At 60.7% G+C, this 16,145-nt stretch carries 13 protein-coding genes; 12 read left to right on the top strand and 1 reads right to left on the bottom strand.

What is annotated here, in order from left to right; translation table 11 throughout:
- The first annotated feature begins 140 nt into the window (after positions 1-140).
- The gene (locus tag DWV43_RS02410) at positions 141-3,593 is read left to right on the top strand and encodes a CAP domain-containing protein (protein ID WP_117816925.1); all 3,453 of its coding nucleotides are present in this window, start codon (positions 141-143) and stop codon (positions 3,591-3,593) included.
- A gap of 200 nt (positions 3,594-3,793) precedes the next feature.
- On the opposite strand, the gene DWV43_RS02405 is transcribed toward DWV43_RS02410, so the two are convergent.
- Complete coding sequence (locus DWV43_RS02405; RefSeq protein ID WP_117816924.1) at positions 3,794-5,497, bottom strand: OPT/YSL family transporter; 1,704 nt, start codon at positions 5,495-5,497, stop codon at positions 3,794-3,796.
- A gap of 192 nt (positions 5,498-5,689) precedes the next feature.
- Here DWV43_RS02405 and DWV43_RS02400 point away from each other — a divergent pair, with 192 nt between their 5' ends.
- The 11 genes from DWV43_RS02400 (at position 5,690) to DWV43_RS10140 (ending at position 16,054) form a co-directional block, all read left to right on the top strand.
- Positions 5,690-6,541 carry a type III pantothenate kinase gene (locus tag DWV43_RS02400; RefSeq protein WP_117816923.1) on the top strand — a complete coding sequence of 284 codons (852 nt, stop codon included), beginning with the start codon at positions 5,690-5,692 and terminating at the stop codon, positions 6,539-6,541.
- Positions 6,542-6,623: 82 nt separating this feature from the next.
- On the top strand, positions 6,624-7,148 hold the full coding sequence (locus DWV43_RS02395) for a dCMP deaminase family protein (protein ID WP_117756880.1): 525 nt from the start codon (positions 6,624-6,626) through the stop codon (positions 7,146-7,148).
- A 172-nt stretch (positions 7,149-7,320) separates the two neighbouring features.
- Positions 7,321-7,599, top strand: coding sequence for a NifU family protein (locus DWV43_RS02390; protein WP_035137589.1), 279 nt, complete (start codon positions 7,321-7,323; stop codon positions 7,597-7,599).
- 110 nt (positions 7,600-7,709) lie between these two features.
- The gene (gene lgt / locus DWV43_RS02385) at positions 7,710-8,531 is read left to right on the top strand and encodes a prolipoprotein diacylglyceryl transferase (protein WP_117816922.1); all 822 of its coding nucleotides are present in this window, start codon (positions 7,710-7,712) and stop codon (positions 8,529-8,531) included.
- Between the two features lie 76 nt (positions 8,532-8,607).
- Positions 8,608-10,785: a DUF6020 family protein gene (locus tag DWV43_RS02380; RefSeq protein WP_233539180.1), complete on the top strand. Its 2,178-nt coding sequence runs from the start codon at positions 8,608-8,610 to the stop codon at positions 10,783-10,785.
- Positions 10,786-10,958: 173 nt separating this feature from the next.
- The gene (locus DWV43_RS02375; RefSeq protein ID WP_055251993.1) at positions 10,959-11,765 is read left to right on the top strand and encodes a YebC/PmpR family DNA-binding transcriptional regulator; all 807 of its coding nucleotides are present in this window, start codon (positions 10,959-10,961) and stop codon (positions 11,763-11,765) included.
- A 166-nt stretch (positions 11,766-11,931) separates the two neighbouring features.
- Positions 11,932-12,477, top strand: coding sequence for a hypothetical protein (locus DWV43_RS02370; RefSeq protein WP_147346256.1), 546 nt, complete (start codon positions 11,932-11,934; stop codon positions 12,475-12,477).
- Positions 12,470-12,847, top strand: coding sequence for a DUF2273 domain-containing protein (locus tag DWV43_RS10305; protein ID WP_231500738.1), 378 nt, complete (start codon positions 12,470-12,472; stop codon positions 12,845-12,847). Before DWV43_RS02370 ends, DWV43_RS10305 begins: the two co-directional genes overlap by 8 nt.
- Before the next feature lie 44 nt (positions 12,848-12,891).
- The gene (locus DWV43_RS02360) at positions 12,892-13,407 is read left to right on the top strand and encodes an Asp23/Gls24 family envelope stress response protein (protein ID WP_055251999.1); all 516 of its coding nucleotides are present in this window, start codon (positions 12,892-12,894) and stop codon (positions 13,405-13,407) included.
- Positions 13,408-13,613: 206 nt separating this feature from the next.
- Complete coding sequence (locus DWV43_RS02355) at positions 13,614-14,636, top strand: YitT family protein (protein ID WP_082435553.1); 1,023 nt, start codon at positions 13,614-13,616, stop codon at positions 14,634-14,636.
- 149 nt (positions 14,637-14,785) lie between these two features.
- Positions 14,786-16,054 (top strand): zinc-ribbon domain-containing protein, encoded by a 1,269-nt coding sequence (locus DWV43_RS10140; protein ID WP_158569816.1) that lies wholly within the window; start codon positions 14,786-14,788, stop codon positions 16,052-16,054.
- The last annotated feature ends 91 nt before the right edge of the window (positions 16,055-16,145 follow it).

Genomic DNA, 16,145 nt, shown 5'->3' with positions numbered 1-16,145 from the left:
TACATATGTGACGAAATTGTGAAGCACGAGAGCGTGAATTTCAAAAAATACGCTGGTCGCCAATGTTGCGCAACAGAATTCAAAAATCGACAGCTACCGTTTGATACGTATGGATACATCCGTGTCAAAGGGAGAAAGCCATGGCAAACTACAGTCCACAACACTTTGGGCCTCGGGCCAAGACTGTCAACGTCAAGGGCGTTGCTAACCGCGCCGTCGCAACCGTTTTGACGGCGGGCCTCATTGCTCAGCCGCTTATGTCGCCGCTGGCGGCAATCGCCGCACCGTCAACCGATAACGGCGATTCTGTTCAGGGGGGGGGTAGTTCTGTAGAGAACACCGTTGCCGCCGGTAACCAAGCGGTCGTAAAGACGGCTGCCCAGCTGGCCGAGGAGTCGGCAAAGCAGCTCAAGGACGCTCAGGCCGCCTACGATGCCGCCCAGAAGAACGCCGATGCGGCGGGCCAGTCTCAAAAGCAGGCGCAGCAGCAAAAGAATCAGGCCTCGCAGGCTGTGAGCGACAACGAAATCGAGCAGAACGCAGCAGAAGTCGCCGCGCTCCAGGAGAAGATTGACGAGCTCAAAGCCGCCGTCGAAAAGACCGAGCAGCAGCAGAAGAAGCTGGGCGACCTGAACGATCAGCTCGATCAAGCCAACAAGAGTGTCGAGGATAAGACCCAGGCGCTCAAGGACGCCAAGGCAAAGCAGGATGAGGCCAAGAAGGCCCTCGACGATGCCCAGGCCAAGCTCGAGGCCATGGGTATGGACGAGTACGAGGCCGCCAAGAAGGCCGTCGAGGACGCGCAGGCAAAGCTCGATGACGCCAATAAGGCCGTTACTACTGCACAGGCCAATCTGGACCAGGCCAAGGCTGCCGAGGCCAGCGCCCAGCAGGAAAAGCAGAATACCGAGGCAGCTTTGACGACTGCCCAGGCCAAGAAGCAGGAGACTGCTGCTGCTCTCGCAGCCGCAACCACCGCGCGCGATAACGCCCAGCAGAAGTTCAACCAGGCGCAGGCCGCGCTCGATGCTGCCGTCTCGGGTACGGGTGTTGACCTGAGTGCGCTTGAGGCCGCCGAGAAGGCCGCCGCTGGTGAGCTTAAGACCGCGCAGGCGGAGCTCAATGCCGCGACGGATGCCGACGCTACCGCCCAGGCGAACCTGCAGGCGGCCCAGAATACCGCCACCGCCGCGCAGGAGAAGGCCAGCGCCGCCAACGCTGCCGTGGCATCTGCCCAGTCTGCATACGATGCGGCAAACAAGGAGTACAAGGACGCGGCCAGTAAGCGTGACACCGCGAAGTCGGCATACGAGCAGGCCCAGCAGACCGAAGCCGACAAGAAGGCGGAGTACGACCGACTCGTCGAGGTCCGTCAGCAGAAGCGTGCTGAATACGATGCAATTTGCGCCGAAGTTATATCGGCAAAGAGCGCTTATGATGCCGCGAGCGCTGAAGTCGACAAGCTTAACCAGCAGATTGCCGACCTCAAGTCGAACATGACCGTAGACCAGAATGTCATCAGCCAGGGTATGTTCGGCTTCATGAACTACATCATCGGCGGCAGCCAGTTCACAGCCACGCAGAAAAAGAACGCCCAGGATGCCGTATCGATGCTGACCGGTGCTGAGGGCAAGGCCGAATGGTATGACCAGTACGTCGATCAGGACATGTCTCGCGACACCAACCCGCTTTCCTTGGAGCAGATGCGCAACGCCTTGACATATCTCGACACCCAGAACAACCTCCGCAAGGCGAACGGTCAGTCGGCGCTCAGCGTCAGCCTCCGCATGACTGCGGCAGCCGCCCTTAATACATCATATTCATCGAACATCTGGGGACACTCGAACTGCTACTGGGATAACGGTGAAAATCTTGCTGGCGGTGGCGGTGCATATACCGGCGGCGAGACTGAGGACACCCTAGGCTGGCCCTACACCGGTCTCTATACCCAGGAGAAGGAGGCATTCGATAAGTACGCCAAGAAGAATGGTGACCTTGAAAATCATCGATATGATTCCTACTATATCTCCCAGCACTACACAAGCATCTCCCAAGAGTGCGGGCACTATCTCAACATCATCGATGCCGGTACGAAGGCTATCGGCATCGCGACCGGTAGCGGTAAAAACACCGATTCCGAGGTAACCATCTTCGATTACAGCTCTTTTGACAGTCAGGCTGATTTCACTGTCTCCGAGTTCAAGAAGCTCCTGAACGACTACATCGCTTCCGCCTACAATGCAGGCGGCACGCAGGAGCAGAAGGAGCAGCTGAAGCAGCTTCAGAATAAGCTGGCAGAGGCGCAGAAGAATTATGGTTCGACCAGCAATGCCTACTACGCTGCCGTCAATAAAAAGGATTCCGCACGCGACGCCTATACCGCGGCCGACACAAACGTGAACACTGCCAAGGGCGAGTACGAGAAGGCTAAGTCCGGCACCGCCGCCGCGAAGACGGCATACGACGCCGCCGAAGCCAAACTCAAGGGTGTCGACGTCAAGACGCCCCAGACCAAGCTCGACGCCGCCAAGAGCGAGGCCGCTACTGCCCAGGCAGCTCTCGATAGGGCAAACGCCACGCTTGCTGACAGCAAGACGAAGGCAGCCGAGGCCGCTGCTCACAAGGCGAAGGCTCGCAGCGCCCGCGACGCCGCCAAGGTAAAGTCCGATCAGGCCAACGAGGCGTATGACAACGCTACCGCTTCGGTCAAGGACCTTGCCGCCAAGTGCGATGCCGCCAAGACGGATCTTGCGAACAAGCAGGGCACGCTTAACGATGGCAAGAAGGCCGACGACACTGCCCAGGCTGGCGTTGACAAGGCTCAGGCCGCAGATGTGCACGCCGCGACCGCTCTTTCGGGCGCCAAGCAGGCAGTTGCCGCCAAGACGCAGACCCTGTCCGACGCACAGGCGAAGGCCAAGGCCGCCGAGGACGAGCTTGTCACCGCAAACAAGGCCTTCGAGCGCTTCGCCGGCGCCCAGAAGGCGGTCGACGACGCCAAGGCCGCCTATGACGCTGCCGTCGCCGGTGTCGCCGATGCCCAGAAGCAGCTCGAGGCCGCCAACGAAGCCGTCGTCGATGCGAACTTCGAGATCGTCAAGGCCAAGGCCGAGCTTGCCAGCGATGAGGCACTCAAGGCCGATCTTGAGGCTGTCGACCACAAGGCCTCTCTTGCCGCGGGCACGACGGGTAACGAGAAGCTGGTCAAGCTGAACGCTGCCTACGCTCGCTATAAGGCTGCCGTCGATGCCGCCGCTGGTCTCAAGGCTGCTCTGAGCGATGCCGATGCCAAGCTGTCCGATGCCAACGACGCCTATGCCGCCGCGCTTGCCGAGCTTGGCGATGCCAAGGATGCCCTGGCTGCCGCTCAGGCCGAGTACGACAAGTATCATCCCAAGGCTGAGCCGCAGGCCAAGCCTCAGGTTGCGCAGGCCGCTGCAAAGGCTCCTGTCGCCAAGAAGAAGGCCGCGGACGGTGCGCTCGCCCAGACTGGCGATGACTCCGCGCTTGCAGGTGAGGTTTTCGTTATCGGTGGCATTACGCTCGTTGCTGCGGGCGTGACGCTGGGCGATCGTCGTCGCAAGCAGATGTAGCGTTTCGAGCGTAGATTCTGCAACGAACTTCGGTTCATAGCGGGACCGTCTCGATAGCCAAACGATAAGGCCGGCGCGCTGTCATACGCAGCGCGCCGGCCTTTCTTTGCGTTGGTATCAAAAAGCCCGGTCGGCAGCCGCAGAAGCTATCGACCGGGCAAGCCGTAGGCAATATGGTCGCTGTCGAGCAACTGCTCAGCTTATCCCAGCAGGCTCAGACCAACAGAGACAAACGCCAGGATAACGCCGACGATGGACTCGCCGCCGAGCAGGCCGCTGGCAACGACCAGGCCCTGTTCCTGGAAGGCGGCGTCCTTGGTGGCCTTCTCTTCGTCCGAAAGGCCGGCAGCGGCGTCGCGGTGGGCGGACCACTTGTCGTAGGCGAGCTTGACGCAGGAGCCCAGGAATGCCGTGAGTGACATGTAGAACGGCAGGTACACGCCCAGGCCGATCATCATGGCCGGAATGCCGAGCCAGTACATGACGATGCCGGCGATAAAGCCGCCAGCGAACCACGGCACGCTCGGGATGCCCGAGACCATGGTGGCGACCACACTTGCCTGCGCGGCAACAAAGCTCTTGTCGGGGCCAAAGGCGTCCGGACCATAGGCGGTGACGAGCGCGACCATGACGGCTGCGGCGACCAGGGCACCCACGATGCCGCCAATGGCCTGGCCGATCCACTGCGCACGCGGGTTGGTGCCCAGCACGGCGCCGGCCTTAAAGTCGTTCATGACGTCGCCCGCAAGGCCGCATGCCACGGCCACGATGCCGGCGATAAAGAACAGCTTGACCTGGGCGATCTGTGCGAAGGCTGCCACGATGAGCATGACGATGAGGCCGAAGATCTCCATGGGGTCGATGCCCGTCTGGCCGCAGCTCTGCGCGCTCATGATGGTGGTGACAAAGGTGAACAGCGTCACGATGACGGCCGGAACGGGGCCAAGGTCAAGCACGATGGCGATGATCACGGCGATGGCGGCGGCGCCCAGGCCGATGATGCCGGCGTCGAGCTTAAGGGAGCCCGAGATGAGCGATTGCTCGTCGGTGTCGGTGGAGCTGTCGGCGGCAAGACCGCGGACGATGCCGGCGACCTGCGGCAGGATGTCCTTGAGGACGACGGCGACGCCAAAGCCCATCATGAGGCCCATGCCCAGGGACTTGACGATGCCCTGCGCGGTCACAACGTCGAACAGACCGGCAGCGGTGCCGCCCACGATGATGCCAAAGTTACCTAGCAGCGCGCCGGCAAACCAGAAGGCAACCGGGGCGAAGCCAACCAAAAAGCCGATGGAGAGCAGCATGGGCGAGTTATAGATGGCAAAGGTCACGCCGGGGATATTGAGCGTGCACAGCATGCTGGGCACCACGCCCAGAGCGTCGCGAAGCACGCTGTAGATGCCTGCGATGGCCATGGAGCCAAAGAGCTGCTTGCCGGTCTTGCCGCCGGCCTCGGTGGCGCGCAGTGTCTGAGCTGCGGCATTGCCGGTGGGAAACTCCAGCGCGGCGTCCACGATAAAGTGGCGGTGGATGAGCGCCGTTGCCAGCAGGCCCAAGATGGTGCCGACGAGTGCCACGATAAACATGTCGAGCCAGCTGATCTGGTCGGCATAGCCCAGCATCCAGGCGCCCGGGATGGTAAACGCCAGGCCGCCGGCGACCATGGCGCCCGCGGACATGATGGTGTGGGTGACGTTGGCCTCGTTGAGGCTGGCGTTGCCCATGAGCTTCAGGAAGAACAGCGAGATGACGGCAGCGAAAATAATCGGCCAGGGGAGTGCACCCATCTTGAGGGCCGTGTAGGCCGAGCTTGCCGTGATGATCACGCAGCCAAGGACGCCGATGACGACGCCGCGCAGCGTGAGTTGCCCGCGCATCGAAGCGCGGTTCGAGGGATTGCTCATATAAAACTCCTTTGCGTATATCCGCTTCCCCCGGGAGCGCCGTTACGGATACGGCGCGGGAAGTCGGGTTACCAAGGGCCGCCGCGTGAGCTCGCAAACGACCGCGCACCAGTATAGCCGCAAGCTAGTCATTTTGGGATGACTGGTTTAGGTAGGCGATATACTGCTGGACAGACGAAAGGAGCGCCGACGATGCTTGATGGGTGCGCATATATATTGACGGTCGACGTAGGCAACACGTTCATTCGCTTTGGCCTGTTTGCCGAGGATTCGGCCGCGGCGCAGGAATGTCCGCTTGCGACATGCGAGATCACGACGCCGTCGAGCATTACGGCCGACGAGGCACGCATGCGTCTCGTGCAGGTCATGGCCGCACTGGCGGCCGATGCGGGCATGCCGGGTGCGCTTGTGCCCGCGGCTGCTGTGCTGAGCTGCGTGGTCCCGGCGCTCGAGCGCCCGTGGAAGGCGGCACTTTCCCGCACCTGCACGGGGCGCGTGCTCACCGTGGGGCCGGGACTTAAGACCGGCATGCCCGTGCACTACGACGATCCAGCCGAGATCGGCCCCGACCGCATCGCCGATGCCGTGGCGGCCCGCGCCGTCTACGGCTCGCCGTGCATCGTGATTGACCTGGGCACGACGACCAATATCGAGGTCATCGACGCGCACGGTACCTTTGTGGGCGGCGTTATCGCGCCGGGGCTGGCACTCGGCGCCCGTTCGCTCTCGGCGGCAGCAGCGCGCCTACCCCAGGTTGAGCCCTCGGCGCCCACACATGTAATCGGCCACAACACGCGTGAGGCCATGCGCTCGGGTGTGGTTTTGGGCGAGGTAGCCCGCATCGACGGCATGCTCGACATGGTGCTTGCCGAGATGCGCGCGACCAAGGCCGCGGGGGAGGGCGATGTGCCTATCGTCATTACCGGCGACGATGCCGAGGCACTTGCGGCGCTGGTCGGCCATAGCCTGACGGTAGACGACGCGCTGACGTTGCGGGGTCTCGCCGAGCTCTACCGCATCAACCAAAAGCCCCGCCGCGCGTAGGGCGAGGGGCTGGTGGGATAAGCGCCCCTACCTTTCACCTGCTACAATGGGCCAAACTATTGCGATTTCGGAGGTGTCTGCCATGTCGGACGATCTTCATCAAACCGCGTCGGGCAAGCGCCGCGACGTTATTAGCTGGGACGAGTTCTTTATGAGCGTGGCCATCGCCGCGCAGCGCCGTAGCAAGGACCCCAACACGCAGGTGGGAGCATGCATCGCCAGCACCAACCACCGCATCCTTTCGGTGGGTTACAACGGCACGCCCTCGGCGCTCAACGACGACTTTTTCCCGTGGGGTACGAGCGATGACCCGCTGCAGGACAAGCACAACTACGTGGTCCATGCCGAGGCCAACGCCGTGCTCAACTACCGTGGCTCGCTCAAGGACCTCGAGGGTTCCACGGTCTACGTCACGCTGTTCCCGTGCCACGACTGCGCCAAGATCCTGGCGCAGGTGGGCGTGGGCGAGGTCGTCTACCTGGACAATAAGTATGCCGACACCGATGACGGCCGTATCAGCCGCCGCATTCTCGACTCCTGCGGCATCAGCTACCGCCAGGTCATCGTCGATGTTCACATCGGCACCGAGGGGCAGGCTCAGCAGTAGCGCGTGGCAACGCCAGCTGGCAACAAAAGGCAGCCAAAAGAGCCCCGTCCCAAATTGACTACTCGTGAAAGTCGCGTCTGCGCGCATGGACGGCTCGTGAGCGGGTACACGGCTGTAGTAACATAGCTTCTGTCCGCGGGCGCGCCCGCGTAATTGTGAGAAAGGAGCCCCTGTGGCTGTTAACGAAGAGCTGCTTAAGAAGGTTCTTGAAGAGATTCGCCCCAACCTGCAGGCCGACGGCGGCGATATGGAGTATGTGGGCGTTGACGACGAGGGCGTCGTCAAACTGGAGCTGCAGGGCGCTTGCGCCGGCTGCCCCATGAGCTCGCTGACCCTGTCCATGGGTATTGAGCGCATCCTGAAGGAGCATGTGCCCGGCGTTACACGAGTTGAGCAGGTCAATGCCTCCGGCGAGGCCGAGGACCTGTACGACGAGTACGCGCCGTTCTAAGCTGCGAAAGCTGCGGACGGCATACTCCGCATAGACGTTACGCCCAAATATGCGGCTGCGAGCGCAAGGGCCGCGGCCGCATTTGGTATGTAGGGAGTAGGAGGGTCGACATGCTCAACGACTTCTACCATATGCTTGATCCCGTCGCGATTTCGGCGGGGCCCATCACGATTTACTGGTATGGTCTGGCCTATGTGGTCGGCGCCCTGCTCACGGCGGTCGTCATGTACCGCACGCAGCGTTGCTGGGGCTTTAACATCACGATTGACGACCTGACGAGTGTCGTGGTCGGCGTGGTCTTTGGCCTCATTATCGGTGCGCGCCTGTTCTACGTCGTCTTTTACGGTGATGGCTACTACTGGGCGCACCCGCTCGAGATCTTTGCCACCAACGAGGGCGGCATGAGCTTCCATGGCGGTTTGGTGGGCGGTATTATCGGCGGCATCATCGTGTGCCGCATGTATAAGCTCGACGCATGGACTTTGGCAGACCTTGCCGTCATCGGCGCGCCGCTGGCCCTGTGCCTGGGCCGTTGTGCCAACTTTGTCAACGGTGAGCTGTGGGGCAAGCCGACCGATCTGCCCTGGGGTGTGGTCTTTGGCGGGACTGCGGGCGATATGCCGCGTCACCCCTCCCAGCTCTACGAGGCATTTCTTGAGGGCATCGTGCTCTTTTGCATTCTGCAGGTGCTCAGCCGCAAAAAGCCGCTGCTGCCTCAGGGTACGTTTATGGGCGTGTTCGTGATGGGATACGGCATCGTCCGCTTCCTCGTCGAGTTCGTGCGCGTGCCCGACGCCCAGCTTGGCTATCTGCTGGGCGGCGTCATCACGATGGGGCAGCTGCTGAGTCTTCCGCTCGTGATCGCCGGCCTGGCGCTCATCATCTTCGCGCGACACCGCAACCGTCCCCAGCGCATCTACCTCGACGCCTAACCACCACAAAGGGGACACAGGCACCTTTGTGGTGGTTTTGCTGAGTTTGATAGGTTTCTAGAAAGGCTTTCGGACTGTGAAGGATTCCGATCTCTCCACAACGGCTGCGCGCGACGCTGCCCGCATCGTCTGGTTTAAGCGCTACCCCGCCAAGCAGACGCTCATCGCATTTCTGCTCGCGCTGTTGGCGACCACGGCGTTTTCCATCGATCCCGCCCCGGTGTCGAGCAACGCAGTCTTGGCGATTGACCCCAAAGCCTCGGGCATGCTGTACGTGTGCTACGAGGTGCTCCTCTCGTTTGCCGGCCATACCGACGCGGTCATGCTGCTTGCGCTTGCCTGCCTGCTCACGCTGCCGTTTCGCTACGTGTTCTTTGGCCGTGGCGACACCTGGCGCCCATCGATTATTCTGCCGTCGCTGTTTTTCGCCATCTGCATGGTGTTCGGCCGCAGCTACGACCTTATCGACTCGGCCGAGATTGTTCTTGGCGACAAGGCCCGCATCATCTGCGCCTGGATTGGCGGCGCGGGCTGGATGCTCCTAGCGATCGTGGCCTTCTATCTGGCTTTTGAGTGCCTGGATTGGCTGAGCTCTCGGCGCATTCCGTTTTCCGAAGCGCACTTTGGCCGCGTATGGCGTGTGGCTCACGCCGTGCTCTCGGTCCATCCCTTTGCCGGGCCCTTCCTGGTGCTTATGATCGCCTGGGCGCCCACGCTCATCGCTTCGCTGCCCGGCCTTTTTATGGGAGATACGGGTGCGCAGATTCGCCAGTGGTTCAACTATCCCAACGGCACGAGCGACTACCTGCGCCTGCTCAACCCCAACGTGCTGCTCAACGGGCACCATCCCGTAGTGCACACGGCCATTATCGGCTCGTGCGTTCAACTGGGGCTTTCGCTGTTCAACAGCGCTAACGCGGGCCTCATCATCTATACCTGCGCTCAATTTGTCATCACGGCTGCCTGCATGGCCTATTCCATTTCGTCGCTGCGCAAACTGGGCGTGAGCCTGCCGGTTCGCGGTACGATCCTGCTGTTCTTTGCGTTTATGCCGATGTTCTCTAACTACGCGGCGTTGCTCACCAAAGACGTGCTCTTTGCCGACGCGTTTTTGGTGCTGCTGGTACAGACCGTCAAGCTCGTGGCATGTGGCTTGCCCCGTCGTGATGCCAATGCCGAGCGTGCGGGCGAACAGAGGCCCGTGCTCTTTGCGCGCCACGACTGGCTGTTGCTTGCGCTGGCTGCCATGGATTCCACGTTTTTGCGCAATGGCGGTCTGGTCTTTCCGTTGGCGGCCTGCGTGATTGCGGCGGCGTTTTGCGCATGGGATGTACATGTCGCCCGTCGTGCGGCTAAGCAGACGGGCACCGCGGTCTCATGCGCCACGCCGCGCTTCCGCTGGGTTGGCGTCCTCGCGGTGCTCGCACTCTGCCTTGCCTCTAATATGTACTTCACCAAGGTCTTTATGCCGGCGCACGACATCACGCCTGGTTCCAAGCGCGAAATCCTCTCGATTCCGTTCCAACAGACGGCTCGTTTCGTCCAAAAGCACGACGGCCTCAACTCGGGCGTCAACCCCACGGTAAAGGAGGACGGCACCATCGTGGAGGCTCCTTGCGACGGTTTGGTGACCGACGAGGAGCGCGCCGTGATCGACCGGGTGCTCAAGTACGAGAATCTGGGCCGCCGTTACAACCCGGATAAGTCGGACTCCGTCAAAAATTGCTTTAACGAGTACGCCTCGCAGGAGGACATCAAGGCCTATTTTGAGGTCTGGGCGCAGATGTTCAAAAAGGATCCCGAGTGCTATATCTCGGCGCTCATCAATAACTATTACGGCTACTTTTATCCGAGCGCGCGCGATGCCTGGGTCTACAGCACGGCGCGTAGTGCCGAGATCATGGCGCGTCCCGACAACCTCAAGTACTTCGACTTCCATCCGGTTGACAGCAACGTGGTGCGCTGGTGCGACCACCTGATCAATCTGTACCGTGTGGCGGTGCAGCGCATCCCGTTTATTTCGCTCACCATGAGCTCGGCCACCTATGTGTGGATTATGATCGCCGTGGTGGTCTACCTGCTGCGTCGTCATTCATGGCGTGCGCTGGCGATCTGGGTGCCGCTGTTGGGCGTGCTCGCCGTGTGCCTGATTGGTCCGTGCAACGGCTCGACCTACATGCGCTACCTGTATCCGGTCATCGCCTGCATGCCCTTCGCCATCGGCGCCACCGTCACCCGCAGTGACTTCCTCTGATTCTAACCTGGTGCATTGGGGTCAGGTTTCTTTGCTGCACCAAAGGGGCCATCATCACGACGCCTTCATTTTGGGGTTTATCTTGCAGGCCAGTAGGTATATCATAACGACGTTTGTTTATATTGCCCGAGCATCTGCGCTGGGCTTTAGGTCGAAACCGATAGGAGACACGTATGTCCGGACACTCTAAGTGGGCCACAACCAAGCATCGTAAGGGCGCGCAGGACGCCAAGCGTTCCGCCCTCTTCTCCAAGCTCAGCCGCAACATCACCGTTGCTGCCCGTCTCGGCGGTGACCCGCTGCCCGAGAACAACGCCAGCCTCGCCGCTGCCGTTGCCAAGGCCAAGGCTCAGTCCATGCCTAAGGACAAGATCAAGTCCGCTATCGACAAGGCTTTTGGTTCGGGTGCTGACGCCGCCGTCTACGAGAACATCGTGTACGAGGGCTACGGTCCCGCCGGTGTCGCCGTCTACGTCGACTGCCTGACCGACAACCGCAACCGTACCGCCGCTGATGTCCGTTCCGCCTTCTCCCACGCTGGTGGCAACCTGGGCACCTCCGGCTCCGTCGCCTTCCAGTTTGAGCGCAAGGGCCAGATCGTCGTCGCCAAGGAGATCCTGGACGAGAACGCCAAGAAGGAGACCATGATCGCCAACGGTGCTGCCGGTGACGAGGATGAGTTCATGATGGCCATCGCCGAGGCCGGTGGCGAGGACTACGAGGACGCCGGCGAGGAGTGGATCGTCTGGACTGCTGCCAACGACGTCATGGCTGTCTCCAAGGCGCTCGAGGAGCAGGGCGTCCAGGTCAAGGGTTCCGAGACCACCATGGTCCCGACCACCCCGACCGAGGTCTCTGGTACCGACGCCAAGAAGGTCCAGCGCCTCATCGACCGTCTTGAGGAGCTCGACGACGTCCAGGACGTCTACAGCACCATGGACATGACCGACGAGGTCATCGCTGCCCTCGAGGAGGAGTAGCGCCAGCACGGATTGAGCCGTGCATATCTGGGCATAATGAAGCGAGCATGCAAGCCTCGTGGAATAGATGAGCCGGATCCGCGTGCGTAGAGCACCGGACCCGGCTCTTTTATAATGATGCGAACCGTTCTGCATTTCGAGAGCCGAGATTTGAAGGGAGCGCCGCGTGCGCGTACTCAAACGAGCCCTAGCGATCGTGTATCTTGCCGCCACCATCGTGGCACTGGGTACGCTTGTCTGCCAGTTTTGGGGGCCGTATACGTATCGCTTTATGCTGTTGATGCGCGACCCCATGCCGCGCATCGTCGTCACGGCGTGCGCCAGCGTCGTGGCGATCGGCGTGCTGGTAAGCTTTTTCCGCCTGATGTTCGCTCGTCGCGAACCGTCCTGCGTGCATCCGGCGGGGGAGCGCAATATCGAGGTTACCCTTGCGGCGCTTTCTTCGTGCGCCAGGGTTGCTGCCGAGCGCGACGACCGCGTGATGGTCGAGCATGTCGAGGCTCGCGTCCAAGGCCCCGACGATTCGCACGTCCGTTTTAAGGTCGAGGCTATCGCGCTTGACGATAAGGACGTGGCATCTCTGGCTACCGCGATGCAGCAGCGCATCGAAGAAGCCTGCGATACCATGCTCGGCGCGCCGGGTACGACCGCGCGCGTCCGTTTTTTGCCGTCCAAGACTACCGTCCAGACCGTGGAGGTTTCCGGTGAGTGATACCAATCAAGATAAGACCGCTCGTACGCCGCGCCTGACGATTGACCAGAGCGCCACGTCGGCGAGCGAACCTGTTGATTCCAAAGCAGAGGCAACCGAGTTACAAGACGCGGCAGCCGCGGATTTTGACGAGGCTATGGGTCTCATCAAGGGTACGGGCGCTGCCATCTGGAGCTATGCTGTGCGTCATCCCAACACCACGCTCGGCGCCGTCGCCGGCTTTATCCTCGCCGTGTTGGTGCTCACGTTGGGCCTGTGGGACACGCTCGTCATTGCATTCTTCGTGCTGATCGGCGCTGTGATCGGCCAAATTCGCGACGGCGAGAACGGGATCGTCAACTTCTTCGGCCGTCTGTTTAGCGGCCGCTAATATGTATTCGACTGTCGCATCCGCGGCAGGCATAAGGAGGAACCATGGCTTTTAATACGAAGGTCGATGTAGCCGATACCGAGCTCGAGGAGAACGAGGCGGTCGTCGCCGAAGCTGAGGATGTGACGCTCGAGGATGAGGCTCTCGTCGAGGCCGAGTCCGATACGGATGAGGACGACGAGGAAGCGGATGAGTCCGAGGACTCGTTGACCTATTCCAACGGCGTGATCGAGAAGATCGTTGCCATGGCCACCCGCGAGGTTCCGCACGTTCTGGGCATGAAGGGTAACCTCATGCACTTTGTGCAGGAGCAGTTTGGTGCCGAGAATCTGACCAAGGGCGTGACGGTCGAGGTCACCGACGATAATCGCGTGGTCGTCAACATCTCCGTCATCATCGAGTACGGCGCCTATGCGCCCGCGATCTTCGACGATGTTAAGGCACGTGTCACCGAGCGCCTTGCCGCGATGACCGGCCTTGAGGTGGCGGGCGTCAACCTGCGCATCGAGGACGTCATCACCCCCGAGGAGTACGAGCACCGCACCAGCCAGCACGAATAACCTTCCAAAAAGGGACAGGTTTGTTTTGGCAGGTTTTATCTGCGAAAACATTAAACGGCCGACCGCGCAAGCAAAAGCGTGGCCGGCCGTTTTTGTACGCTCCCGATATAGTCATACCGCTCGTCTAACTAAGGGTTGCAATCCCCACGTTCCGCGTTACTCTAATGGGCGCATTGTTTCCAAATTGTTAACGAGGGGTTGCCGTAATGGCCGACGAGCACGAAACAGAAAGCAAGGCATGGGCAATTGAGGCCGCTGCGGCAGAGGCGGCGTCGCGTGCTGCCGAGGAGGTGCATCGTCCTCCCGTAGTGCCGATGGAACGCGTGGTCGATCGCGATGTTATCGAGCGGGGCGAGCGCGCTGGTCGCAAGCGCAGCCAGGAGCCGGGCTTTCCGCGCTTTTTTGCCGAGCTCAATTTGGGCCTGATCCTCACGGCCTTTGCCATCGTCGCGTTTAAAACCCCTAATCACTTTGCTTTTGGCGGCACCTCGGGCGTGTCGGTCATTCTGTCCACGCTGTTCCCGACCCTGCCCGTCGGCGTCTTTATGTGGATTATCAATGCGGTCCTGGTCGTTCTGGGCTTTATCTTTTTGGAGCGCAAGGCAATCCTGTGGAGTGTCTTTGCCTCGTTTGCGCTGTCCGCCTATGTTTCGCTGTTTGAGCTCTTTATTCCGACCGATGTCTCGATGACGGGCGATATGTGGCTCGACCTGTGCTTTGCCGTGATTCTGCCGGCGCTCGGCAGCGCCATCGTCTTTGATATTGGTGCCTCGACGGGCGGCACGGACATCCTCGCCATGATTCTCAAACGCCGCACGACGCTTGAGATCGGCCGTGCGCTGCTGCTGGTCGATATCGGCATCGTGACCATCGCGGCCTTCTTGTACGGCCCGCGCGTCGGTCTGTATTGCGTGCTCGGCCTGTTTGCCAAGACGCTCGTGGTCGACAAGGCCATCGAGAGCATTCACCTGCGCAAAGTCTGCACAGTCATTTGTTCCGAGCCCCTTAAGGTCGAGGAGTTTATCGTCAAGCATCTCAACCGTACGGCGACTATCAGCCGCGGCTACGGTGCTTTCTCGGGCAAGTGCGTGACGGTGATCATGAGCGTGCTAAGCCGTCGCGAGGCCGTGCAACTGCGTCGCTACGCGCGCGAGATCGATCCGGGTGCCTTTATCACGATTGTCGACAGCTCCGAGATCGTCGGCAAGGGTTTCCGCGGAACGAACTAACGCGGTCGAGCTCATCAAACAATCGAATAGCGCCCTGCGCATTGCAAATGCGTCATGTTGGAGTATTTGTCCCCACATTGGGTGATAATGATGCCAAAGACATCGTTTGCGATCCAGATGATTCGTTCAAGATACGAAGGGATGATTCTATGTTCTGCTCGCAGTGTGGCGCCCCCATGGGCGATAACGACAAGTTCTGCGGCACGTGTGGTGCCCCCAATGCCGGTGCCGCAGCCTCTGCCCCTCAGGGTCAGCCCCAGCAGTTTGTTCCGCAACCGCCCGTGGCGAATGCGTCCAAGGGCTGTGTGGCTCAGGCGTTTGAGGATATGACCAAGACTCCGGGCGTGCTGCAGCGCGTGTGCCAGATTGCCTTTTTGCCGGCGCTGATTTGTGTTGTGTCGGTACTCGTGCTGTTTATTCCCGTTATTGGCGGCATTGCAGCTGCCATCGGCTTTTTGGCAGCTTGCATTGCGAGCGTGTGTGGTTCCGGCTTTGGTATTGAGTGGGGTCGCGATCTGTCGCTCAAGGTTGATGGCGGTATGGATCGTCCACTCATGCGTTCCACGTCGTTTGGCCTCGGAGTCTTTTCGAGCGTTATCTCGGTCGTGCTCGAGGTTATCGCTGCCATTCCCGTTATCGGTGTAGTGCTTTCGCTGGTGGAGAGCGTGGTAATTGGCGCCGCGGGCTCTTATTCGTATTACGGCTCCTATGCACTCGAGGCAGCGCTGTTTGGCTCGCTTGGCCTGCTTGTCCTGGCTATGATTGCCACGGCGGTCTTGGGGGTCTTCTTTAAGATGTTCGCCGACATTGCCGTGATGCACTTTGCGGTGACCGGTCGTGTCGAGAGCGCGTTTTCGCTCGACAAGGTCTGGGCGGCGTTTAAGCACAACAAGACCAAGCTGTTCTGCGCTTCGTTCCTTCCCGAGTTTTTGACGGGTCTGGTCGCCAACGTTGTCACATGGATCCTGACGCTCGTCTTCGGCGCCATTGCCTCTGTCGGTATGTATAACTACTACTACCGTCCTTCGGCTATTGAGGCGCTTGTTACCGGCGGTGGCATCACGCTCGTATTGTTCTTGGTGCTGACGGCGTTTGTCACGGTATTCCTTACGGTCTTTGGCAAGATGCTCAAGCATCGTGCCGTTGGCTATTGGGTTGCGCGCTACGCAAGCGAGTGGGCCGACGAGGACAAGGACGACGTCCTGACTTTTGTGCTGCCGTTTGAGAAGAAGTCTGCTCCGGCTGGTTTTAGCGCCGACGCAGCGCTCGTATCCGATTCCGCTGCGGCGCCTGCGCCCGAGCCCGAGCCCGAGCCCGAGCCCGAGCCTGAGTCTGAGCCTGAGCCTGAGCCCGCGCCCGTGCCCGTGCCTGAGCCCGAGCCTGCGCCAAGCTCCGACGAGGACCCGCAGGACGAGTGACCCTGCCACCTGCCATTTGGGGACGGGGTAGAAACGGTAGAAATAGCGCTTGACAAATGAGCGGGGGAGGACGTGTCGAAACGTCCGCCCC

This window comes from Collinsella sp. AF05-9 (assembly GCF_003465595.1).
Classification (GTDB): domain Bacteria; phylum Actinomycetota; class Coriobacteriia; order Coriobacteriales; family Coriobacteriaceae; genus Collinsella.
The sequence above is the reverse complement of the archived record's forward strand: the minus strand, read 5'-3'. Positions and strand labels throughout refer to the sequence as shown.